Origin of the sequence: Cupriavidus sp. DL-D2 (assembly GCF_039710735.1) — a bacterium.
GTDB lineage: Bacteria > Pseudomonadota > Gammaproteobacteria > Burkholderiales > Burkholderiaceae > Cupriavidus.
Map to the genome: position 1 here is coordinate 1 of NZ_JBDKXK010000002.1, position 21150 is coordinate 21150.

The 21150-nt window shown below is 64.1% G+C and carries 23 protein-coding genes; 6 read left to right on the top strand and 17 right to left on the bottom strand.

What is annotated here, in order from left to right; genetic code table 11:
• Window positions 1–174: 174 nt before the first annotated feature.
• From kynA to kynB, 3 genes are read right to left on the bottom strand one after another with little or no spacing between them, the layout of a single operon-like run.
• Window positions 175–1056 carry a tryptophan 2,3-dioxygenase gene (kynA, locus tag ABDB81_RS01060; RefSeq protein ID WP_137925156.1) on the bottom strand — a complete coding sequence of 294 codons (882 nt, stop codon included), beginning with the start codon at window positions 1054–1056 and terminating at the stop codon, window positions 175–177.
• Between the two features lie 12 nt (window positions 1057–1068).
• Window positions 1069–2325 (bottom strand): kynureninase, encoded by a 1257-nt coding sequence (gene kynU, locus ABDB81_RS01065; RefSeq protein WP_346809422.1) that lies wholly within the window; start codon window positions 2323–2325, stop codon window positions 1069–1071.
• Window positions 2326–2359: 34 nt separating this feature from the next.
• Window positions 2360–3016, bottom strand: coding sequence for an arylformamidase (gene kynB, locus ABDB81_RS01070; RefSeq protein ID WP_346809423.1), 657 nt, complete (start codon window positions 3014–3016; stop codon window positions 2360–2362).
• Window positions 3017–3169: 153 nt separating this feature from the next.
• On the opposite strand from kynB, the gene ABDB81_RS01075 reads away from it, so the two are divergent.
• Window positions 3170–3646 (top strand): Lrp/AsnC family transcriptional regulator, encoded by a 477-nt coding sequence (locus ABDB81_RS01075; RefSeq protein ID WP_137925159.1) that lies wholly within the window; start codon window positions 3170–3172, stop codon window positions 3644–3646.
• A 10-nt stretch (window positions 3647–3656) separates the two neighbouring features.
• Here ABDB81_RS01075 and ABDB81_RS01080 read toward each other — a convergent pair whose 3' ends face one another.
• From ABDB81_RS01080 to ABDB81_RS01100, 5 genes are all read right to left on the bottom strand, one after another.
• Entirely contained in the window at window positions 3657–4226 is a 570-nt protein-coding gene (locus ABDB81_RS01080) for a flavin reductase family protein (RefSeq protein WP_137925160.1), read from the bottom strand.
• A 204-nt stretch (window positions 4227–4430) separates the two neighbouring features.
• Window positions 4431–5486 carry a DUF72 domain-containing protein gene (locus ABDB81_RS01085; protein WP_346809425.1) on the bottom strand — a complete coding sequence of 352 codons (1056 nt, stop codon included), beginning with the start codon at window positions 5484–5486 and terminating at the stop codon, window positions 4431–4433.
• A gap of 2 nt (window positions 5487–5488) precedes the next feature.
• Window positions 5489–6730 (bottom strand): cyclopropane-fatty-acyl-phospholipid synthase family protein, encoded by a 1242-nt coding sequence (locus tag ABDB81_RS01090; RefSeq protein ID WP_137925162.1) that lies wholly within the window; start codon window positions 6728–6730, stop codon window positions 5489–5491.
• A 223-nt stretch (window positions 6731–6953) separates the two neighbouring features.
• Complete coding sequence (gene pdxH, locus ABDB81_RS01095) at window positions 6954–7592, bottom strand: pyridoxamine 5'-phosphate oxidase (protein WP_137925163.1); 639 nt, start codon at window positions 7590–7592, stop codon at window positions 6954–6956.
• 111 nt (window positions 7593–7703) lie between these two features.
• Window positions 7704–8921, bottom strand: coding sequence for an MFS transporter (locus ABDB81_RS01100; RefSeq protein ID WP_160472827.1), 1218 nt, complete (start codon window positions 8919–8921; stop codon window positions 7704–7706).
• A gap of 20 nt (window positions 8922–8941) precedes the next feature.
• Between ABDB81_RS01100 and ABDB81_RS01105 the strand changes: the two genes are divergently transcribed.
• Window positions 8942–9088, top strand: a complete 147-nt coding sequence (locus tag ABDB81_RS01105; protein ID WP_171020400.1) for a hypothetical protein — start codon at window positions 8942–8944, stop codon at window positions 9086–9088.
• A 250-nt stretch (window positions 9089–9338) separates the two neighbouring features.
• Here ABDB81_RS01105 and ABDB81_RS01110 read toward each other — a convergent pair whose 3' ends face one another.
• Window positions 9339–11663, bottom strand: a complete 2325-nt coding sequence (locus ABDB81_RS01110; protein WP_346809428.1) for an AsmA family protein — start codon at window positions 11661–11663, stop codon at window positions 9339–9341.
• Between the two features lie 195 nt (window positions 11664–11858).
• Here ABDB81_RS01110 and tcdA point away from each other — a divergent pair, with 195 nt between their 5' ends.
• Window positions 11859–12713 carry a tRNA cyclic N6-threonylcarbamoyladenosine(37) synthase TcdA gene (tcdA, locus tag ABDB81_RS01115; RefSeq protein ID WP_346809429.1) on the top strand — a complete coding sequence of 285 codons (855 nt, stop codon included), beginning with the start codon at window positions 11859–11861 and terminating at the stop codon, window positions 12711–12713.
• Here tcdA and ABDB81_RS01120 read toward each other — a convergent pair.
• Window positions 12710–13288: an ATP-binding protein gene (locus ABDB81_RS01120; protein ID WP_137925167.1), complete on the bottom strand. Its 579-nt coding sequence runs from the start codon at window positions 13286–13288 to the stop codon at window positions 12710–12712. The two genes, tcdA and ABDB81_RS01120, sit on opposite strands and share 4 nt — an antisense overlap.
• A gap of 120 nt (window positions 13289–13408) precedes the next feature.
• On the opposite strand from ABDB81_RS01120, the gene ABDB81_RS01125 reads away from it, so the two are divergent.
• On the top strand, window positions 13409–13909 hold the full coding sequence (locus tag ABDB81_RS01125; RefSeq protein WP_137925168.1) for a bacteriohemerythrin: 501 nt from the start codon (window positions 13409–13411) through the stop codon (window positions 13907–13909).
• 65 nt (window positions 13910–13974) lie between these two features.
• Here ABDB81_RS01125 and trxA read toward each other — a convergent pair whose 3' ends face one another.
• The gene (gene trxA, locus ABDB81_RS01130) at window positions 13975–14829 is read right to left on the bottom strand and encodes a thioredoxin (RefSeq protein WP_137925169.1); all 855 of its coding nucleotides are present in this window, start codon (window positions 14827–14829) and stop codon (window positions 13975–13977) included.
• Between the two features lie 234 nt (window positions 14830–15063).
• Here trxA and ABDB81_RS01135 point away from each other — a divergent pair, with 234 nt between their 5' ends.
• Window positions 15064–16767, top strand: coding sequence for a long-chain fatty acid--CoA ligase (locus ABDB81_RS01135; protein ID WP_137925170.1), 1704 nt, complete (start codon window positions 15064–15066; stop codon window positions 16765–16767).
• Between the two features lie 79 nt (window positions 16768–16846).
• On the opposite strand, the gene ABDB81_RS01140 is transcribed toward ABDB81_RS01135, so the two are convergent.
• A complete protein-coding gene (locus tag ABDB81_RS01140) occupies window positions 16847–17653 on the bottom strand; it encodes an ankyrin repeat domain-containing protein (protein WP_346809430.1) in 807 nt (268 codons plus the stop codon).
• A 21-nt stretch (window positions 17654–17674) separates the two neighbouring features.
• A complete protein-coding gene (locus ABDB81_RS01145) occupies window positions 17675–18472 on the bottom strand; it encodes a gamma-glutamylcyclotransferase (protein WP_346809432.1) in 798 nt (265 codons plus the stop codon).
• A gap of 188 nt (window positions 18473–18660) precedes the next feature.
• Here ABDB81_RS01145 and ABDB81_RS01150 point away from each other — a divergent pair, with 188 nt between their 5' ends.
• The gene (locus tag ABDB81_RS01150) at window positions 18661–18981 is read left to right on the top strand and encodes a hypothetical protein (protein WP_137925705.1); all 321 of its coding nucleotides are present in this window, start codon (window positions 18661–18663) and stop codon (window positions 18979–18981) included.
• A gap of 80 nt (window positions 18982–19061) precedes the next feature.
• Here ABDB81_RS01150 and ABDB81_RS01155 read toward each other — a convergent pair whose 3' ends face one another.
• The 4 genes from ABDB81_RS01155 to ABDB81_RS01170 form a co-directional block, all read right to left on the bottom strand.
• On the bottom strand, window positions 19062–19409 hold the full coding sequence (locus tag ABDB81_RS01155; RefSeq protein ID WP_137925706.1) for an FKBP-type peptidyl-prolyl cis-trans isomerase: 348 nt from the start codon (window positions 19407–19409) through the stop codon (window positions 19062–19064).
• A gap of 32 nt (window positions 19410–19441) precedes the next feature.
• Window positions 19442–19987, bottom strand: a complete 546-nt coding sequence (locus tag ABDB81_RS01160; RefSeq protein ID WP_137925707.1) for a YaeQ family protein — start codon at window positions 19985–19987, stop codon at window positions 19442–19444.
• Between the two features lie 122 nt (window positions 19988–20109).
• On the bottom strand, window positions 20110–20418 hold the full coding sequence (locus ABDB81_RS01165) for a hypothetical protein (protein WP_346809433.1): 309 nt from the start codon (window positions 20416–20418) through the stop codon (window positions 20110–20112).
• Window positions 20419–20548: 130 nt separating this feature from the next.
• Window positions 20549–21145 carry a YceI family protein gene (locus ABDB81_RS01170; RefSeq protein ID WP_137925709.1) on the bottom strand — a complete coding sequence of 199 codons (597 nt, stop codon included), beginning with the start codon at window positions 21143–21145 and terminating at the stop codon, window positions 20549–20551.
• Between the last annotated feature and the right edge of the window lie 5 nt (window positions 21146–21150).

Below are 21150 nucleotides of genomic sequence, written 5' to 3' on the forward strand. Positions count from 1 at the left end.
GGCGGTAAGGTCCGGTCTTCCCATTGTTTTCTCCCCTCTCCCTCTGGGAGAGGGGCGGGGGTGAGGGCAAGCCGTGCAAATTGCGACTCGGTCGGCAAACAGAGCCGCTGGCCCTCACCCCCAACCCCTCTCCCGCAAGCGGGAGAGGGGAGAAAACAAGAGGGAGAGACAGACCTACAAATCCGTCCGCAACTTCCACAACTCCGGAAACAGCACCACGTCCAGCATCCTGCGCAGGTAGCTCACGCCTTCGGTGCCGCCGGTGCCGCGTTTGAAGCCGATCACGCGTTCCACCGTTGTGACATGGCGGAAGCGCCATTGGCGGAAGGCGTCTTCGAGGTCGACAAACTTTTCGCCGAGTTCGTACAGGTCCCAGTGTGCTGACGGATTCCGATAGATCTCAAGCCACGCGGCCTCGACCGATTCGTTGTAGGCCAGCGGCTCGGTCCAGTCGCGCTCCACCACGTTGGCGTCGATCGCAAAGCCGCGACGTGCCATCAGGCGAATCGCCTCGTCATACATCGACGGGGTTTGCAGTGCCGTTTCCACCAGCTTCATATGCTCGGGACGATGCGCATGGGGGCGCAGCATCGCGGCATTCTTGTTGCCGAGGATGAACTCGATCTCGCGGTACTGGTACGACTGGAAACCGGACGACGCACCCAGGTAAGGCCGCATTGCGGAGTACTCGGGCGGGGTCATCGTGGCCAGCACGTTCCAGGCTTGCACGAGTTGATCCATGATGCGCGAGACGCGTGCCAGCATCTTGAACGCAGGTTGCAACTGGTCTGTCTTCACGGATTCGCGCGCCGCGCGCAATTCGTGCAGCATCAGCTTCATCCACAGTTCGGTGGTCTGGTGCTGGACGATGAACAGCATCTCGTTATGGTCGGGCGAGAGTGGGTGCTGGGCCGACAAGATCTGGTCGAGACCCAGGTAGTCGCCGTAGCTCATGTCGCGCGCGAAATCCATCTGCGCGCCATGCCAGCCCTCTGCATCGGCGCCTGCCGCAGGGGCGGCGCCGTGTCCCATCGGACATCCCTTGAATTCGCTCATGATCTGCTCCGCTCAGGTCACTGCGGTCCGCACGGCAAAGCGCGCGTCGCGGTACACGCGACTATCGAGCACGTCGCGCAGGATCTCCACGGCGTCCCAGACTTCGGTGAAGCTCGTGTACAGCGGCGTAAAGCCGAAGCGTGCGATGCCCGGTTCGCGGTAGTCGCCAATGACGCCACGTTCGATCAGCGCGGCCACCAGTGCATAACCGTCCGGGTGCGCGAAGCTGACCTGGCTGCCGCGCTTTGCGTGTTCGCGTGGCGTGACGAGCGTCAGCGGATGGTGTCCGCAGCGGGCTTCCACGAGTTCGATAAACAGATCGGTCAGCTTCAGCGATTTCGCGCGCAGGGCGGTCATGCTGGTCTGCGCGAAGATGTCGAGGCCGCATTCGACCATCGCCAGCGACGTGACTGGCTGCGTGCCGCAGAGGAAACGGTCGATGCCATTGGCCGGCACGTACTGCGGCGACATCGCGAACGGTGCGCGGTGGCCCCACCAGCCCGACAGCGGCTGCCAGAACTGGTCGCGCAGCGACGGTGATACCCAGACGAATGCCGGCGAGCCCGGACCGCCGTTCAGGTACTTGTACGTGCAGCCGATCGCATAGTCGGCCCGGGCCGCGTTCAGCGACACGGGCACGGCGCCAGCCGAGTGAGCCAGATCCCAGACCGTCAGCGCGCCGCGTGCGTGCGCGAGTTCGGTCAGGCCGGCCATGTCGAGCATCTCGCCGGTCTTGTAGTTGACGTGCGTGAGCATCAGCACGGCGGTGTCGGCGCCTACGGCGGCGTCGATCTCGCTGGGGCTGTTGACGAGCCGGACTTCGTAGCCTTGCTGCAGCAGGTCGGCCAGGCCCTGGGCGATGTAGAGATCGGTTGGGAAATTGCTGGCTTCGGACACGATCACGCGGCGTGCCGGATCGCGCTGTTGCTGCACGCGCACGGCGGCAGTGAGCACCTTGAACAGGTTGATCGACGTGGTGTCGGTGACCACCACCTCGTCATGCCCGGCACCGATCAACGGCGCCAGCAGGTTGCCCAGCCGCTGCGGCAGGTCGAACCAGCCGGCCGTGTTCCAGCTGCGAATCAGGCCGTTGCCCCACTCCTGATTGACCACTTCCGAAGCACGCGCGGCGGCGGCGCGCGGACGTGCGCCGAGCGAGTTGCCATCGAGGTAGATCACGCCTTCGGGCAGGGCGAACTGTTCACGGAGTGCGCGGAGCGGGTCGTCCCGGTCCATCGCCTCGCAGCGTGTATGCGTCAGGGTTGTCATATCGAATTCTGCTTGCAGGAGGGTAGGAGGTTGTTCAAAGCGCGCGCAGCACGGCACGTACCGGGCTGGCGTCGAGCGTTGCCAGTCGTAGTGGCAAGGCGATGAGTTCGTAGTCGCCAGCGGGCACGTCATCCAGCACGATGCCTTCGAGAATGGCGAGCCGATGGTCGCGCACGGCGTGGTGCGCATCCATGGTCTTGGAGGTTTCGGGGTCCAGCGACGGCGTGTCGATGCCGATCAGCTTCACGCCACGGCTGGCGAGCAGCGCGATGGTCTCGGGCGCTACGGCGCAGAACGCGGAATCCCAGGCGCCCAGCGGCGCGGTCTGGTACGTGCGCAACAGCACGCGCGGTGGCACGTCGCTCAAAGCATGGTCGATATGTTGCGGCTCCACACGCGGCGCGGCGCCGATGCAGTGGATCACGCGGCAAGGGCCGAGGTAGGCGTCGAGCGGCACCTCGCCAATCGGTGCACCGTCTGCCGCGTAGTGCAGCGGGGCATCGGCGTGCGCGCCCGTGTGCGGCGACATCGTGATCTTGCCCACGTTGACTGGGCAGTGCTCGTCGAGTTGCCACGCAGGCTCATGACGGAACGGCGTGTCGCCAGGCCAGACCGGCGTGGCGTTCGAGACCGGGGGCGTGATGTCCCAGAGGCGGCGGGAATCCGTGTGGACTATGGGGGCGTTCGGCATTGGGGCGTTGTCTCGGGGGCGTTTCTAAAGACGCGGTGCGTGCAGGGATCATAGTCAAAACCCGCGAGAAGAGGCTTGCGAAATGGGGCGTCGAAGCGCGGTTGTTTCGCATAGAATTGTGCGAATGGCACAAAAAACAGTGGATTCTGCGAAATGACCCTCGATCCAACCGATTTGCGCATCCTGACCGCGCTGCAGGAGAACGGACGCATCAGCAACCAGGACCTCGCCGACCGCGTGGCGCTATCACCCTCGGCCTGTCTGCGGCGGGTGCGGTTGCTGGAAGAGAGCGGGGTGATTGGCGGCTACAACGCGTGGTTCGATGCGGAGCAGCTAGGGCTGGAGATCGAGGCCATCGTGCAGGTGTCGATGCGGCACGATGTGGAGGGATGGCACGACACGTTCAATGCCGTAGTGCAGACGTGGCCGGAAGTGCTGACAGCCTATGTGATTACGGGGGATAGCAACTACATCCTGCGCGTTCAGGCGCGCAACCTGAAGCACTATTCGGATTTCATCGTGAACCGGCTGTACCGTACGCCGGGGGTCATGGATATCCGCTCCAACATCGTGCTGCAGCGGATCAAGACCGATGGATCGCCGTTGGCGATCCTCAAGGAAAGTAACTAGCGGTCGGCAACTAGCGGTCAGTCGGGCAGAGCGGGCAGAGCGTGGAGAATTGCGCGCCCTGGAACACCAGCGGATCGCCGCCAGCATCCAGAATGCCGCAACGCTCCACTTCGCCGACGAAAATCGTGTGGTCGCCTTCGTCATAACGGCTGCGATTGTGGCATTCGAACCACGCCAGCGCGCTGCCGAGGATGGGCAGTCCGGTTTCGGACAGGCGATAGTCCACGCCGGCAAAGCGATCGCCCTTGAGCGTGGCAAAGCGTTGGCACAGGTCCAGTTGCGACGCCGCCAGCACATTGATGATGTAGTGCGAACCGTCGCGGAACATCGGCAGGCTGTTGGCGCGGTGGGCCATGCTCCACAGCACGAGCGGCGGCGACATCGATACCGAGTTGAACGAACTGGCGGTAATACCGATGAACGGCGCGCCGTTGGCATACGGATGGCCGGCCGCGCGGGTGGTAATCACCGTCACGCCGGTGGCGAACTGCGACAGCGCACGCTTGAAATGCTGGCTGTCGAAATCGGGAGCGGTGGCCGTGCGGCCCGTAACGGGGGCGTCGGCCTCTGGCATGCCCATCTCTCGGGCTCCACACAAATCCATGATCTTCATATCGGGTTGGCCGGCGCGCATTCAACACGCACAAGCTAATCCGCGGGGGCGGCAACTTCGGTGGCCTGCCGCACAAAAACCGTGCGACTGCGGAAGGCCCAATTGTAGCGGACATCGGACATGGGCTCCGGGGTGACCTTACCGGCAGATGTTCTATGTGATTCCGATGTCCTATGCGGTGCCGAGCCTGTCGGCAATCGCTGTGGCCAGCCCAACGATACTGAGTGGCGCGCAGCCTTCGGCATTGTTGCTCACGATGACGTAGGCGGGCTGCCCGGCCTGCAGCGTGCGGACCACTACATCGGCGATGGCATTGCGCGTCTCCGTGTCCGGGTCCGCAAGCTTGTCGAAGGGGGAGAAGGCTTTCTCGGCCATCGCATAGGACCGGCCTTCGCGCAGCATCCAGCGCAGGACGAGTGGTCCGGGCGCGCCATCGTCCATCAGCGCCTGGGCTTGCGCCTGCCGGGGCACGGAAGGCAGACGATCCCCCGCGGCCAGGCAGAAGCGCACGCCGTGATCGCGCAGCAGGCGGATGTAGCGCGGCGTCAGCAGGGTCGCGTCGCGCATTTCCACGGCATAGCAGGCGTTTGGCGTCAGCGTTGGTTCGAGCGGCGGCAGCGCGGCAAGGAATGCTTCGAGTCGCGCGAATAGCGCCGGGCCATCGTCGGCAAGACTCTGCAAAGGCGAAAGCTGGAACAGCAGGGGACCACAACGCGCGCCGAGTCCCGTTGTGGCCGGCTCGATAAAGTCGCGAATGGCGATTTCCGCGTCGAGAAATGCGGCATTGGCCAGGCGTCCCGCGCCGTCGGGGCCGCGCAGCCAGGCATCGCAAACGCTGGCCGGTGCCTTTACCAGGAAGCGGAAGTGCTCAGGCACCTGCGCTGCGTACCGCAGGTAATCGGTAATCGGAATGGGACCATAGAAGCCGCGATCGATACCGGCGGCGCGCAACAGCGGATGCTGGCCGCAGGCTTCCAGGCCCTTGCGCGACAGCAGGCTTTCCGTGTACTCGCCGTCGTAGACCATGCCGTGCCAGCCTGGGTACGACCACGACGACGTACCGAAATACAGGTTCGACGGCAGCCCCGCGGCGAGCGCGTTCAGGGCGGGGTCGTGCGTCCATGGCTGGACGACCTTGCCGACGGCTTGCTTCTTGACGGGTGTGGGCGTGGAGGCGGTATCCGGCGACGCAGGTGCATCGCCGAACAGGTCGAGGTTAGGGGTCAATCTCAGCTGCTGGTTCCGATCGGAGAAGCGTAAATATAGCGCCGCGAGACCGGGAACGTATCGGCGGGGCGATCCGCCTTCTGGCAGATGACCTGGTAGATCGACATCTTGCCGGTGGTGAAGGCGTGTGCGCAGCCTGCCAGGTAGATGCGCCAGATGCGGTATTTCTTCTCGCCGACCATGGCCCGGATGGTCTCCGCATTGCTCTCGAAGTTCTCGGCCCAATGCCGCAACGTCTGCGCGTAGTGGCGGCGCAGCAGTTCCACATCGAAGGCTTCGAGCCCGCCCTTCTGGGCCGTGGTCAGCACCATGCCGATATGGGGCAACTCGCCTTGCGGAAAGACGTAGCGGTCCATGAAGGCGGACCCGTCCATTGGCACTTCGCCGCTGTCGGCATCGGGAGACGTGATGCCGTGATTCAGCGCCACGCCGTCATCCTTGAGCAGGTCGCGGATACGGCCGAAGTAGCCGGGCAGGTTCTCCTTGCCCACATGCTCGAACATGCCGACGCTGGTGATGCGGTCGAACTGCCCCTGCGTGTCGCGATAGTCCTGCAGCCGGATCTCGATACGGTCCTGCAGCCCCGCCGCCTTCACGCGCTCGGTGGCCATGTCGAACTGGTTCTGGCTCAGCGTGATGCCCACGCAGCGCGCGCCGAATTTCTCCGCTGCGCGGATGACCAGCGCGCCCCAGCCGCAGCCGATGTCGAGCAGCGTCTGGCCCGGCTGCAACTGCACCTTGGTCAGGATATGGTCGATCTTCTTGAGCTGCGCAGTGGCCAGGTCCTCGGTGCCATCCTCGAAGTACGCACACGAGTAGACCATGCGCGGATCGAGCCAGAGCTGGTAGAACGCGTTGGAGACGTCGTAGTGGTACTGGATCGACGCCTTGTCTTCTTCCTTGGTATGCGTGAAGTGGTCGGCCACCCGGGCGAGCATGCCGCCTGCCCGGCGGGCGGCCGCGGCAGAAAGGCCATAGCCCACCTTGATGATGTCGGCCAGCCGGCCGTCCAGGTCGATCTTCTCCTGGACATAGGCTTCGCCAAGATTATCAAGGCTTGGTACGAGCAGTAGGGGCAGGGCGGATGCCTCGCGCACGGTCAGCGTGACGTCCGGCTTTTCGAAATGGCCAAGCTGGTATTCACTGCCGTTCCACAGGCGGAGCCTGACTGGCAGGTTGGCGTGCTCCCGCACGTCGGAGATCCAGCTATCGAGCTGCTTTTCCAGGGCTTGTTTGAAGAACATGCGGCTTTCTCCCGATTGGTTCGTGATTCCTCTCGAAATGAAATGCCCCACGGTCGGCTGCGCTTACTGCGTGGATGCCGCAGCGCTGGCCTTGGGGGCCGCATCGATGCATGGCCGATGCGGCGGCACAGAAAACTTTACGCCAAATCCCCGGATTGTGCAGTGCGCGTCCCGCACCGTCAGTGCCTGTCAGGTCAGGCAGACATTTGCGCTCGGTCGTGGCTCAAGGCGAGAGACGCACGATCTGCCAGCTGCCGTCGGCCTGCTTGCGATAGCCAATGCGGTCGTGCAGTCGTGAAGGGCGACCCTGCCAGAATTCCATCCAAGTTGGGCTGACCCGATAGCCGCCCCAGTGCGGGGGACGCGGCGGGTTCTCGCCGTACTTGGTGCGGAAATCGGCTTCGCGCGCTTCGAGTACGTCGCGGCCCGAGACTTCGCGGCTTTGCTCGGAGGCCCAGGCGCCCAGGCGGGAGCCCAGCGGGCGCGAGGCGTAATAGGCGTCGCTTTCGGCATCGGCCACTTTCTCGACGATGCCCTCCACGCGCACCTGCCGTTCGAGCTGTACCCAATGGAATAGCAGTGCCGCGCGCGGATTGGCCCCGAGGTCCAGCCCCTTGCGGCTTTCGTAGTTCGTGAAGAACGTGAATCCGTGCTCGTCCATGCCCTTGAGCAGCACGATGCGCGCGGACGGCTGGCCGTCGCTGGCCACCGTGGCAAGCGTCATCGCGTTGGGTTCGGGGAGCTTGGATTGCATCGCCTCGTCGAACCAGCTCTGGAACTGGCGGATGGGGTCAGCGGCTACGTCGGATTCTGAAAGTGCGCTCAGCATGTAGTTGCGGCGCAGGTCGGCGAGTTGGGTCATGTCGCGGCTTGAAGGGTCAGGCGCGCGCGCGGAATCACGCGCGCAGATGCTTCGAGTATAGCGAATGCGCCGGGGAGCGCATTTGCGTTGCCGCAAGCAAAAATGGACGATTTACGAGTCCGCTGGTGAATCCTTCAGGGCAGGCGTTGCACCGATCTTGCGCGTCTGCCTGCGCGAGTAATAGTTCGCCACGCCCATCGCCCCTGCCATCGACAGGAAGATCGGCAGCATGCCCAGCGCGGTGCCCACCACGCCGAACGTGAGTGGCCACACTACCTGGCTGGTATTGAGCACGGCCGAGCGCAGCCCGAGCGCTTCGCCGGCACGGCCCGATGGCGACACGGTGTGGAGGATGTTCATGACGTTGGGCTGGGCGCTGCCGAGCGCGAGCCCCAGCACAAAAGCCAGCGCGCACATCAGCCAGAAATGCGCCACGAAGGGATAGACAAGGTAGGCCAGGCCCCCCACGAGCAAAGCCAGCCGGATGATCTTCCATTCGGAGAAGTGCCGCGACACCATTGGCATCGCCACACGAATCGCCAGCGTGGCCAGCGAAAAGGCGCCGAGCACCCAGCCGATCATCGATGGAGAAAGACCGATGCGCGTGCCTTGAATCGGAATCAGGAACGCGTGCAGATCCCACGCGGCGGAGAGCACGGCGCTGGCGACGAATACCGCGCGCAGTTCGGGATACTGGAGCAGGTCCAGCGTGGAGCGGCGCGAGCCGTCCTCGATGGCGAGGCGTCCCGCGTTGCCGCCCGTGGCGGGCAGGCGATGCCGCACGCGCTGCAACCCGATCACTCCGGCGAGCGCCACCACCACCAGCAGGCAGAAAGCCGGGCGGAAGCCCGCATGCTCGATGGTGTAACCCATGGCAACCGGGCCGAGCGTGCCCGAGATCGACAGGCCCAGCGCATGCCAGGTGTAGTTGCGCAGCCGGGTCTCGTTGGTTGATACCTGTCCGATCAGCAACTGCATGGCCACCTGCACCAGCATGAAGCCCACGCCGATCAGCGCGCAGGCGGCGTACAGCGCGGCGATGTCCGGCCAGACCGCCGGCAGCAGCGTACCGCCCACGACCATCAGCGAACCGGCCATCATCGGCAGCCGGGGACCGATCTCGTCGATGCGCTTGCCCGCGCGGATCGCCAGGAACATCGGCAACAGCGCGTAGAGCGACATCAGGATGCCCAGCGTCACCGTCGACGCCTTGAGCGAAATGGCAAAGAGGGAAACGACGACACGGCTGGCATTGAATGCCACGTGATTGCACACCGTCAACGCGATCAGCCATGTGATCGGCGGGACGGCAGCGTGAGGCAACGTCATGGGGCGCGGGGGCAGGAATAGTGGATCGCGCCGCCGGCAATGTCTCCGATCCGGGCGAGAAGACGCGCGAAGAAGAAAAAATGGATGCGGCCGAAGCCGCACCTGACAAAGCACCAAGGCCGGACTGGAACCCGGCAAAGGCGGCGATGCACGCCACTGTTGCTTAAATGCTTGATTAGTCAATGGCTGGGATGATTATGCGACCGCATCGACGCGATGCACAACATCGGTGAAGGGGGAGGTGCGGATTTGCAACAGTGGTATGTGGGCTCCCCTCTCCCACAAAGTGGGAGAGGGGTTGGGGGAGAGGGCCTGAGGGTCTGCTTGCCGACGAGTCGCAATTTGCACCGCTGACCCTCTCCCCCGCCCCTCTCCCGCGAGCGGGAGAGGGGAGCAAACCGGCGAGAGAGGAAGTCCTCAACCCCCCTGATACAGCTGCCGATCATTCTCCGGCCGGTTCGGACTCTGTACCGACGGCGCCGGAATCCTCGGCTTGGTCGGCGCCGGGCCTGCCTCCCCACGCGCGGCGTCGGACTTCGTCGGCGATTCCGGCACCGCTGGGCCGGCCTGCTGGCCCTTCACGTTGGGGCCTTGATACGTCTTGCCCGGTGGCGGTGCCGTAGGCCGCTTCTTGAGTTCCGCCAGGAGCTTGCCGCACTGGCTTTCGTCGCCGCCGGGCGAGATATCGAGTAGTGGGATCACCATCGCCACCGGCGCGGTCAGAGCGAGTGCCAGCGCGCCGCCGGCGCGCAGGGCCAGGATCGCGATGTTGGGGCTGACCGACGGATTCTTGAACGTGCCGCCTACGTAAAGCGGCGAGCGCAGCGAGATGATCCGCAGCCCCTTGGAATCCGGGTGGATGGTCAGCGCGAGTTGCTCGTCCTTGAAATTGATGCCGCCATCGACGTTGATCACCGCATCCTGCGTATCGAGCACGAATGTCTGAACGCGCGCCACACCGTCCTTGACGCCGAATGCACTGACGCCGCAATTGATCTGCACGGGCTTGTCGCCGAACAGCTTGGAGATCACTACGCTGCCCACGTTAAGACCTACCGCTTCGAGGATGAACTTGCTGACCGTGCCGTTCTCCACCAGCAGCTTGGCCTCGCCGTTCGATGTGCCCAGCAGGGCCGCCACCGAGTTACCCGTGGCCGACAGCTTGGCGCTGCCGTTCACCTCACCCACGCTCGCGCGGGTGCTCTCCACCTTCGGGAACAGTTGCTTGAGCTTCAGGTGCCGCGCGGTCATGTCGAGCATCGCGGTCATCGGCTCGCGCTTGCCGTCGAGCTTGATCGTCGAGACGAGGTTGCCGCCGGCCATGCCGAAGTTCAGGGGATCGAGCAAAAGCACGCCGTCAGTCAGCTTCAGATGCGTGGTCAGGTCCGTGATGGGCAGGTCCTCGTCGCGGACGATGCGTTTGCCTGTGAATTTCACGTCGGCATCGATCTCGTCCCAACGCTCGGTGCGGAACGGCGCCACAGGCAGCGCCTTGTTCGGCGGCTGCTTGACCGGGCTTTCCTTGGCGGCCTGGCCCGGTTTGGCATCGGCGCCAATCAGCGGCGCGAGATCGGCGAACAGCAGTTGTTTCGATACCAGTTCGCCCGACAACAACGGACGCGGCGAGCGTTGCGCGAAGGTCAGCGTGCCGCCCAGATCGCTGCTACCTACCTTGCCGGTGAAGTCACGATAGGTGTACGTCGAGGCGCCTTTCTTCAGCGTGGCCACCAGCCGGCCACGCGTGTCGTAGGGTGGCGTGGAAGGCAACACGATGCCGGTGAGCGGATACAGCGATGCCATGTTGTCGCCCGATAGCCGCAGGTTCACGTCGAGCGCGCCGAGGTGGGCCGGGTTGGTGACCGTGCCTTCGATCACCGCGCGCGTGGCACCTACGCGCACATCGGCCTGCACAGGGTAGGGCGTGTTCACATCGCGCAGGCTCAGCACCGTGCCGGCCTTGCCGGTGGCGTTGATCGTGGCCTTGTTGTAATGGCCCACTGCCTTCCAGCGGATGCCGTAGCGCTCGTTGTCCTTCGCGTCCTTGGTGTCCTTGTCCTGCTTGTTGTCCGCGGCTTTGGCGTCCGATGCGGCATCGCCCTGCGAAGCCGCCACTGCCGAAGCGTCCGATGGCATCAGCGCACCATCGCGAGCCTTGTCGTAAAGCGCCTGGTCGCCCACGGTATCGAGCGTGGCCTGCAGTTCGATCTTTTCGGCTGCATCGCTTAGCGCGAGATTGCCGCGCTGGAGTACGACCTCGCCAATGTCGAGGTGCCATTTCGATTGGCCGGAATCGGTCTCCTTGCGGGTATCGAAGGTCCAGTTATTGCGTTTGTCGGCGAGTCGTTCGAGCCAGACGGCCGGGCTGTCCACGACGATGGTCGGCACGTTGATTTCATGGGCCAGCAGCGGCAGCGGGCGCAGAATGAAGATCAGTTCGCGGATGGTGCCCATGTTGGGTGCGCGAGCCCAGTCGGGGTTGCCCACCGTGATGTCCCGTGCCGAGAGGCGGGGCCACGGCACGAAAGTGCGCCAGCCGGTCTCGCCCTGCGCGCGTTTCCACGTGACCACGAGGTCGCCGTTGATCGCGAAGGGACGGCCGATGGATTCAGATACCTTGTCGTTGAGCCACGGTTTGAGCCGGTTCCAGTCAAAGGTCAGGATGACGATGATGAGAATGGCGATCAGCGCCAGCGGCGTGAAAGCACTCCAGAAAATGATCTTGCGTCGACGCGAGGCGGGCATGGGAAACGCTCCGTTTTGTGGCTCCGTTTGTGCAGCCATGCGGCGGATAAACCACTACATGGATATTGTAGGGAGCCGTGTCCGGCGGAGTTGTCGGCGGTCGGCTGACATTGCGGTCGCCCGAAAGCCTATTTTTGGCGCCGATGCCATGGCGGCGGCTGGCTTAGAATGCCGGCAGCACAAACATTGATCGTCATGACCGCGAACTCCACGCCTGTGGCAGCGCATCACCTGCCCGACTCCCTTACCCATGAATCCGTTGCCGATGACGACTATCACCGTCGTTTTGGCGGCGTCGCGCGCCTGTACGGGACGGCCGGGCTGATCCGGCTGGAGCAGGCCAGGGTGTGTGTCATCGGCATCGGCGGCGTGGGCAGTTGGGCCGCCGAGGCGCTGGCGCGCAACGCGGTGGGCCACATCACACTGATCGATCTCGATCACATTGCTCCGTCGAACACCAATCGCCAGATTCACGCGCTGGGCGATGCCTATGGCCGCGCCAAGGTGGAAGCGATGGCCGAGCGCATCGTCGCGATCAATCCGCGTTGCCGGGTCACGGCCATCGATGACTTCGTGACGGAAGACAACGTGGCCGAATTGCTCTCGGGCTTCGACTACGTGATCGACGCCATCGACGCGGTCAAGGTAAAGACCGCCATCCTCGGCTGGGCGCGCGGCGCCGGTGTTCGGGTCATTACGTGTGGCGGGGCGGGTGGTCAGCTCGACCCCACGCGCGTCGGTATCGAGGATCTGTCTCGCACCATTCAGGATCCGCTGCTCGCGAAAGTGCGCGGCAACCTGCGCAAGCAGTGGAATTTTCCGCGCGATCCGAAAAAGAAATTTGGCATCCAGGCCGTCTATTCGGACGAGCCATTGAAATACCCCGAACCCGAGCAGCAGGCGTGCGAAATCGACGAGGTGCCGCCCGCGCCGCGTCAGGCGCCGCAAGGACTGGCCTGCGCGGGCTTCGGATCGTCGGTGGCGGTGACCGCCGTGTTCGGCTTCGTCGCAGCCTCGGCCGTGATCGGGACGATTGCCGCCGAGAACTAGGCCGCCAGTGTACGGATCAACTGGTCCACCTCGGCTTGGCCGGGTGCCTGATTGTCGAAGAAGATTAGTTCGGGATACTCGCCCGGATCTGGCGAGAAGCGGCGCTTGCGATACGCGTCCCAGTGCGTGAGCTTGTACGCATCGTTGGGATTGCCACGCTGGATAATGCGCGCGTGAGCCTCGTCCTCGGGCAGATGCACCCAGACAATGCGCGTCCGCGTACCGTCAGGCACGCGCAGCCATTGCGGATCGATCAACTGGTGTGCGCGGATTTCCCGCGATAGCGGTCCGATCACGATCACGCTGATGCCGAGCATCAAATTCTCCCGCGCGGTATCGAGCAGGCCCTCGTATTCGGGATCACGCAGGTTATCGAGGTAGGCCGGGCTGTCGCGGTCGTTGGGGTCGCCGGTAATGGCGCGCATTGCCGCGGCGCTGTAGTTACCGTAGAGCGTGTCCTTGTCGAGGAGACAGAACGGTTCGCCGGTGACCTGCATCAGCGGCCCGATCAGCCGATGCGAGAGCGAGGTCTTGCCGGTGCCGGCGTGTCCGCAGAAGAATATCAGTCGTGGCATATCGGTGGCCTGCAGGAAAGCATGAAGGCCAAGCATACCGGGCTTTGCGCAAAATCAGATCGGCTCGCGGGGAAATCGGTATCCTTTCCGCCTATCTCAAAGAAAAAGCGACCAGTCGCCATGTCCGCTTCCCCAGCACAAGATTCCCTCCATCCTTCCTCCAATCCCTACGAAGGGCTTTCCTCGGAAGGCTTGCCCGACGCACTGCGGCTTGGCGAGCCCGTCACTGATGCCACGCACGCCGAGTTCCTGCAGCTACTGGATGTAGCCGTCAAGGCGGACGACGCGGGCTTCCTGGCTGCGTTCGACGCCTGGATCGACCACACGCGCCATCATTTCGAGCAGGAAGAGCAATGGATGGAGGCAATGGATTTCGGCCCGCGTTTCTGCCACGCCAACGAGCACAAGGGTGTGCTGCAGGTCTGCGAAGCGGTGCGCAACAAGATTGCCGAAGAACAGGAAGATCCCGAAGGATCGGGCAAGGGCGGCCTCGATCTGGGCCGCCGGCTGGTGGGTGAACTGTCAGCGTGGTTCGACAATCATGTGAAGTCGATGGACACGATGATGGTCGAACATATGAAGGCGAACGGGTTTTCGTTGGTGGAGGCAGGGGCCGCTTAATCCTCGCTTTGGTTTTCTCCCCTCTCCCAGAGGGAGAGGGGAACAACACCCGCAGACGGCGAGTGTTAATTCAACGCCGTCGCCAACTGCCGCCGCCATTTCGACACCACGGCGGGTGCTTCCGTCGCCATCAGGTCGAAGACAGACAGCATCGTCTTGCGGCCGATGTCGTCTTCGAAGCTGCGGTCGCGGCGAACGATTTCCATCAGTTGTTCCAGCGCAGGTTCGTATTCGCGACGTGCGATCAGGATCTTGGCGAGTTCCAGCCGGACGCCGAGGTTGGCCGGCTCGGATGCCACCTGGGCCTTGAGATCGGCGCCATCGGGCAGGTCGTTCAGGCCGGCCATCGCCTCCTTCATCGCATCAAGCCGGGTTTGCAGCGCGGCGTAACCATCCTCCTGCGGCGCGCGCGGGGTGAGCTGGCCGAACTCGGCTTCGGCGGCGTCCAGTGCGTTGCCATCGAGCAGGAAACTGATGAATTCGAGTCGCGCCGCGTCGTTCTCTGCATCGGCTGCCAGCACGGCCTGCCATGCCGCAGTGGCTTCGTCACGCTGGTTTGCTGCCGTCAGCTCGCGCGCATGCTGCAGGGCCAGCACGCTTTCGTCCGGTCCCAGCGTGCCGATGAAATCGCGCAGTTGCGATTCCGGCAACACGCCAACAAACTGGTTCACCGCCTGCCCGCCCGCGAACGCGACGACGTGCGGAATGCTGCGTACGCCGAAGTGGGCCGCCAGTTGCTGGTTCTCGTCGACGTTAACCTTCACGAGCTTCCATTGGCCGGCGCCTTCGGCTTCCAGCTTTTCCAGCATCGGTCCAAGTGTGCGGCACGGACCACACCACGGTGCCCAGAAATCGACCAGCACCGGCACGGGGCTGTTGATGACTTCGGCTTCAAAATTCTGCAGGGTGACGTCGCTCATGTTCTGCACCTCGGAAATCGGATGGGCCAAAAACATGGCCGGATCTTCCCATTGTGAGGGCGACGCCGCAGATTGCAACCGGGCACCCTTGCAGCCCCCTCCTATAGGCGGGAAAACCTCCGGTTGAAAATAGAACGGTCGTTCAGTTATATTGTTTGACTGCTGCGCAAGGCCCGCCTTGCGCCCCATGCGAATTCGAAAAACCGGTCACCAAGACCGTCCGCAGGAGACACCATGACCACCAAGCCCGCCCGTCCGCATTTCCAGTTCTGGCCCAAGCGTGCGCCGACCGAGATCGTGCTGCCGGAGACCTCGCTCTGGTACAACCTCGAAGTCTCGGCCCATCGTTTTGCGGACAAGGCGGCGATCCGGTATTTCGGCAATGCCATCACGTTCCGCGCGCTGCAGGAGCAGGCCACAGCGCTGGCCGGCTGGCTGCAGCAGAAGGCAGGCGTGAAGAAGGGCGATCGCGTGCTGCTGTACATGCAGAACTGCCCGCAGTTCATCATCAGCTACTACGCGATCCTGCGCGCAGATGCCGTGGTGGTGCCGGTCAACCCGATGAACCGGTCCGAAGAGTTCAAGCACTACGTGACCGATGCGCAAGCCTCTGTCGCCATCTGCACGGCGGATCTGGCCGCCGGGGTCATGCAGGCCGACGGCGAGTTGCCGGCCGCAGAGCGGCTCAAGCATCTGCTGGTGACGCAGTACGCCGATGCGCTGCCGCCTTCCCATGAATTTCCCGAGGATGCCCCGCCCGCGTGGCTGACCGCCCAGCATCCGCTGCCGGCTATGGCCACGGCGTGGACCGAGGCGCTCGGCGCCGCGTTGCAGCCCGGCCCGCATACAGCAGGCCCCGACGACATGGCCGTGATGCCCTATACCTCGGGGACCACGGGCTTCCCCAAAGGCTGCATCCACACGCACCGCTCCGTCATGCACAACGTGGTGGGCGGATCGACATGGTCGGGTAGCGGCGCCGAATCGGTGCTTCTTTCCGTGCTCCCGCTGTTCCATGTGACGGGCATGCAGTACGGCATGAACGGCCCGATCTACTCGGGCGCCACGGTCGTGATGCTGCCGCGCTGGGATCGCGAGGTGGCCGGCCGCCTGATTTCGCGCTACCGGGTCACGCACTGGACCAACATCCCGACCATGGTCATCGACTTCCTGGGCAGCCCGAACCTGGCATCGTTCGACCTTGGCAGCCTGCGCTACATCGGCGGCGGCGGCGCGGCCATGCCGCAGGCCGTGGCCGAGCGGCTGAAGACGCAGTTCGGCCTGAGCTACCTGGAAGGCTATGGCCTGTCGGAAACGATGGCGCCGACGCACAGCAATCCGTCAGAGCGCGCCAAGCTGCAGTGCCTGGGCATGCCGACATTCAACACCGATGCCCGCATCGTGGACCCGGTGACGCTCGAGGAATTGCCGCCGAACGAGGTGGGCGAGATCATCGTGCGCGGCCCTCAGGTATTCAAGGGCTACTGGCGCAAGGAAGACGCCACTCGCGATGCCTTCATCGAATTCGAAGGCCAGACCTATTTCCGCACGGGCGACCTGGGCCGGATGGACGAGGAAGGCTACTACTTCATCACCGACCGCCTCAAGCGCATGATCAATGCGTCGGGCTTCAAGGTCTGGCCGGCCGAGGTGGAGAACCTGCTGTACAAGCATCCGGCCGTGCAGGAAGCGTGCATCATCGGCACCCGCGATGCGTATCGCGGCGAGACGGTGAAGGCCGTGGTGGTGCTGCGCGCCGACGCCAAGGGCAAGACCTCGCCCGACGACATCATCGAATGGGCCAAGGAAAACATGGCCGCCTACAAGTATCCGCGCGTAGTGGAGTTTGTCGACGCACTGCCGAAGTCGGGCACAGGCAAGGTGATGTGGCGCGCGTTGCAGGAATCGGAGAATGCGAAGCAGGGGGCTGCGGCGTAGGGGTTTGACCCTGCCTCGGGTTTTCTCCCCTCTCCCGCACGCGGGAGAGGGGAGCCAAAACAGTCGGGAGAGCGCAGGCTCAATGCCCCCGCGCCCGCATCAGCATCTTCACCATCGTCTTGTACCCCCGCTCCCTCGCGTGCCGTGACGGCGTGATGCCTTCGCGGTCGGCCAGATTGGCGTCGGCACCCGCATCCAGCAGCAGTTGCACGATCTCTTCGTAGCGCGCGCTGCCATCGCCCAGGATCACGGCTTCGAGCAGCGCGGTCCAGCCAAGCTGGTTCACGCGGTCTACGGGCACTCCCGCTTTCAATAGCAGTTTCACGCCTTCCACGTTGCCGTGCTGGCTCGCGGCAATCAGTGCGGTGCCATCGTAGCGATCGGTGCTGCGCACGTCCGCGCCATGTGACAGCGCCAGCCGCAGCGCGTCGAGTTGATTGGTGGCGGCGGCCAACAGGAAGGCGCTGTTCGATTCCATATCCTTCTGGTTCACGTCGGCGCCTGCCAGGATGAGCGCGCGTGCCACATCGTCGCGCCGGTTGTAGAGCGCGGCCAGTAGCGCGGAGCGACCGCGTTCGTCAGCGGCGCGGGTCGATGCGCCGGCGTTGAGCAGGCGCATGACGAGGTCAAGGTCGCCGATACCGGCGGCCGTGATCAGGTTTCGGTCCAGCGCGGTCATGCCCTCACCGCGCGGCGGCGAGATCGGGCTGCCGGTGGGGGGGCGGGAAGCAGGGGAGGGTGACGACGCGTCGCGTGCGCCGCTCATCGAGCGGGCCAGTGTCTGGCTGCCCTGGCCCGCCAGCAATCCCCCTGTCACCAGCAATCCCGTCAGGCCGATCAACTCGGCAAGTGCCTGGCGTCGGGACCGTGTCTGGAAGCGCGTCATGGTGGTGAATGTGGAGGACGATCAGACGGTTTCGTGTGGATGCGTGCTGGCCGCGATGGCGTCACCGGGGCACGTGGCTGCCGAGGCCGACACGGCGAGCGGCGTGGCAACCGGGCATGAATCGGCAGCGGCCTCCGCAGCGTCGCTAGCCTGGAGCTGGCGCCACAGCCGGCCAAGGTAGGGATCTTCCACACCGTGTGTGGCGAGGCCGAGCAGGGTCTGATGGAGGTAGTCGCGCGCCGGGCCATAAAGTCCGCAGGCGTGCTGCAGGCAGGCCACCACGCGTGCATCTGGCAGGCGGCCCGCGTAGCTTGCGTGCTCGCGGTTCATCACAAACGCCAGGGCGCGTTGGGCAGGCGCTTCCGGATTGGTATCGAGTTTCACGCGCAGCCAGCGCGGGTGATACGCGCCGGTCATCATCTCGCGACGCCACAGCACGCGGAACTCCTGTTCCACGACATGCGCCGGAACGCGAAAAATCATGCCGGTGCAGCAGCCGCCCCGGTCGAGGCCGAGCACGAGACCTGGGTGATCCCATGTGCCGCGATTGATCTTGGAGTACAGGTAGAAGCCGCGATGATAGCCGTGGACGGTGGCCAGGCGGCTTTCCGTATGCACGATCATCGGATTCCAGATCAGCGAGCCGTAGCCGAATACCCAGACATCGCCGTCGAGGCCGGGCTGTTCAGGGCGCTGCGACAGCGCCTGATGAAGCGAGCGCTCCACATCGGCATCGGACAGCAGGGACGACGCGACCGGTGAGCTGCACAGCGTCGTGCGCAGCCTGTCCGCTTCGAGATCCTGTCTGGTGATGGCCATGGGTGAAAGAATAATCCAAAGCGCATTGACACGTCGCAAGCAAACAACGGTTTGTTGGTGGGGTGTGTGCAGCAGGCAACGGTCGGCGGCGCAGGCTTGATCGGAGCGGGCGCCCTGACCGGGTGCCAAGTCACTACAATAGGCACCCTAACCTCGTGGAACAGTCACTGAACTTCGGAGAACCCAAGATGGCGCGCACCCTGACCGTGGTATTTGGCAGCGGCAAGGAATTTGAATTCACGCTGGGAGACGCCGAGTTGTCGGCGGTGACCGAGGACGCCGCGTGGCGCTGGTTCGACCGTGAGTACGCCGAACTTGACTGCCAGGCATCTAGCCCGGTGGGCAAGGTGCTTGTGATCGACAAGATCCTTAACGTGGCCAAGTTTTCGGGCGAGGCCCGCTTCGCGGGCAATGCCGAATGGGCACAGGACTTCGCGCGTCATGCGGGGCGGCTGCTGGACCGCGACAAGGTGCGGGTCGACGTGGGCAATGCGGCGATTGGGTTCTGATCCCGATCAGCGCTCTCAGCCCTCAACGAAAAACGGACGCCTTGGCGTCCGTTTTTCATGGTTGCGGAAGAGCAGGGGGCTTAGACGCCCAGCAGTTCCACTTCGAACAGCAGCGTGGCGTTCGGCGGGATTACGCCGCCGGCGCCGCGTGCGCCGTAGCCCAGCTCGGCCGGGATCACCAGGCGGCGCGTACCGCCAACCTTCATGCCTTGCACGCCTTCGTCCCAGCCGCGGATCACATGGCCGGCGCCCAGCGGGAAGATGAACGGGTCGTTGCGGTCCTTGCTCGAATCGAACTTGTTGCCGGCCTGGCCGTTCTCGTACAGCCAGCCGGTGTAGTGCACGGTCACGTGCGTGCCTGCCTTGGCTTCGTCGCCCGAGCCAACGACGGTATCTTCGTACTGCAGGCCGGAGGGAGTGGTTTGCATCGCGTTCTTCCTTTTCTGGTTGCTGAGGGGTGTCAGTCGGCGCGTTGCAGCACGTCGCGCGTCAACTGCACATTATGGTCGTCGTCGCTGACCCAGATATCGCCATCCTGGATCGTCACGGACAGCCGCATGGCGCGCTGGGCCATCTGCGCCAGCGCATCCACGGCTTCCGATGGCACATTGTAGACGGTCACGTTGCGCAGCTTGCTGGCCTTGCCCGCCATGCCCTTCCACCATTCGCGGGCGCTGGCGCTCTGATAGGTATAGACGGTCACGCGGTCGGCACGGGCGGCAGCGCGCTTGAGGCGGCTCTCGTCGGGCTGACCCAGTTCGATCCAGTGCTCGATATCGCCCGTCAGCGTTTTGTCCCAGAGGTCGGGCTCGTCCGGCTCGTCCAGGCCGCGCGTAAAGGCGAGGGTTTCGGACGCTTCGCAGGCAAAGGCCAGCAGGCGCACCATCATGCGCGCGTCGTTCTCGGACGGATGCTGGGCGATGGTCAGCGCGTGGCTGCCGTAGTACGGCCGGTCCATGTCCGATACGGACAATTCGGCCTTGAAGATCGTGGATTTGAGCGCCATGGGAACGGAATGCAGCGCGTGCCGCCCCAGGGTGGGGGACACGCGAAAGGCCGCATCATACGTGATCCGCGTGGCGCCGCGATGGAAAACCGGATGGCTGGCGTGCGGTGGCGCGCGCTTGTTCAGGACTTGCGGTAGTCGCCGAGCCAGAAGCGCAGCAGCGCGGAGACAAACAAAAGCACCAGGAACGCTGCCGCCGCTACCAGCGCCAGGCCGCCATCGCTATTGATCTGGCCAGCCAGTGCGATGCGTGCCAGCAGCATGCCGACCATCGCCGAGAGCAATGGCAGCAATATCGCGCCACGGCCGTAGGTCTTGAATGCCCACAGCGGGAAGCGACGCAGGAAATTGGCGGGAATGCTCAGGGCCAGGCAGGCACCCGCAGCAGAAAGCGACGCCGCGACGACGTCGTTGGGAGAAATCAGGCTCATCTTGGCTCGCGTCGGACCAGTACCGCATACTTCGAACGCGGCAGGATGTAAATCGGCAAGGCGCTGATTCTACGGAAGATTTTGCGTTTAAAGGTGATGCCGGGTCGTCATCGACGGAGGAATTGCTGGCTCAGGGCGCGGCGCCGGACGGCGCAGCCTCTATGGCGATCTGCAATGTGACGATGTCGCCCACTTCGGGCAGAAAACGGGTCATGCCAAAAGCGCTGCGCGACAGGCTACCTCGGAAATCGCCGCCGCAGACATCTCGCCGGATGCCGAACAGCACCGTCTGGCCGCAACTGAAGCGATTGGCTTCGAGCCGAAACGGCTGCGAGATGCCGTGCAACGACAACGTCCCTTCCACGGCAGTCAGCTTGCCTGCCTCGACCACAAACCGGTTGGCCTGGAACCGTGCCACGGGGAACGACTGCACATCGAAGAATTGCTCGGATCGCAGCACGCCATCCAGGCTGCGATTGCCGGTGTCGAGGGAATCGGTGTCGACCGTGAAATCAATGGATCCGGCACCGGTCTGCGGGTCGTAGACGATCCGGCCGTCGATCTTGGCGAAACGGCCCCGTACGGTCGTGCGGTCGTAGTGGCTGGCGCCGAAGTACACGCTCGTGTGGACGGGGTCCACCGTGTAGTTGGTAGGGGCTGCCCAGGCGGAGGCGCTCGATGCGAGCAGCGCGCCGACGATGGCGATATGGCGGAGGGCGCGCGGCATGGTGC

Coding starts and splice junctions, on each gene's coding strand:
- ABDB81_RS01075 (WP_137925159.1), top strand. CDS start 3,170: ATGACCCTCGATCCAACCGATTTGCGCATCCTGACCGCGCTGCAGGAG.
- ABDB81_RS01170 (WP_137925709.1), bottom strand. CDS start 21,145: ATGCCGCGCGCCCTCCGCCATATCGCCATCGTCGGCGCGCTGCTCGCA.
- ABDB81_RS01110 (WP_346809428.1), bottom strand. CDS start 11,663: ATGCCCGCCTCGCGTCGACGCAAGATCATTTTCTGGAGTGCTTTCACG.
- kynB (WP_346809423.1), bottom strand. CDS start 3,016: ATGCCGAACGCCCCCATAGTCCACACGGATTCCCGCCGCCTCTGGGAC.
- ABDB81_RS01080 (WP_137925160.1), bottom strand. CDS start 4,226: ATGGGCATGCCAGAGGCCGACGCCCCCGTTACGGGCCGCACGGCCACC.
- ABDB81_RS01090 (WP_137925162.1), bottom strand. CDS start 6,730: ATGTTCTTCAAACAAGCCCTGGAAAAGCAGCTCGATAGCTGGATCTCC.
- ABDB81_RS01140 (WP_346809430.1), bottom strand. CDS start 17,653: ATGACGCGCTTCCAGACACGGTCCCGACGCCAGGCACTTGCCGAGTTG.
- ABDB81_RS01150 (WP_137925705.1), top strand. CDS start 18,661: ATGGCGCGCACCCTGACCGTGGTATTTGGCAGCGGCAAGGAATTTGAA.
- ABDB81_RS01100 (WP_160472827.1), bottom strand. CDS start 8,921: ATGACGTTGCCTCACGCTGCCGTCCCGCCGATCACATGGCTGATCGCG.
- ABDB81_RS01145 (WP_346809432.1), bottom strand. CDS start 18,472: ATGGCCATCACCAGACAGGATCTCGAAGCGGACAGGCTGCGCACGACG.
- ABDB81_RS01125 (WP_137925168.1), top strand. CDS start 13,409: ATGTCCGCTTCCCCAGCACAAGATTCCCTCCATCCTTCCTCCAATCCC.
- ABDB81_RS01135 (WP_137925170.1), top strand. CDS start 15,064: ATGACCACCAAGCCCGCCCGTCCGCATTTCCAGTTCTGGCCCAAGCGT.
- trxA (WP_137925169.1), bottom strand. CDS start 14,829: ATGAGCGACGTCACCCTGCAGAATTTTGAAGCCGAAGTCATCAACAGC.
- ABDB81_RS01160 (WP_137925707.1), bottom strand. CDS start 19,987: ATGGCGCTCAAATCCACGATCTTCAAGGCCGAATTGTCCGTATCGGAC.
- tcdA (WP_346809429.1), top strand. CDS start 11,859: ATGACCGCGAACTCCACGCCTGTGGCAGCGCATCACCTGCCCGACTCC.
- kynU (WP_346809422.1), bottom strand. CDS start 2,325: ATGACAACCCTGACGCATACACGCTGCGAGGCGATGGACCGGGACGAC.
- kynA (WP_137925156.1), bottom strand. CDS start 1,056: ATGAGCGAATTCAAGGGATGTCCGATGGGACACGGCGCCGCCCCTGCG.
- ABDB81_RS01155 (WP_137925706.1), bottom strand. CDS start 19,409: ATGCAAACCACTCCCTCCGGCCTGCAGTACGAAGATACCGTCGTTGGC.
- ABDB81_RS01120 (WP_137925167.1), bottom strand. CDS start 13,288: ATGCCACGACTGATATTCTTCTGCGGACACGCCGGCACCGGCAAGACC.
- pdxH (WP_137925163.1), bottom strand. CDS start 7,592: ATGACCCAACTCGCCGACCTGCGCCGCAACTACATGCTGAGCGCACTT.
- ABDB81_RS01165 (WP_346809433.1), bottom strand. CDS start 20,418: ATGAGCCTGATTTCTCCCAACGACGTCGTCGCGGCGTCGCTTTCTGCT.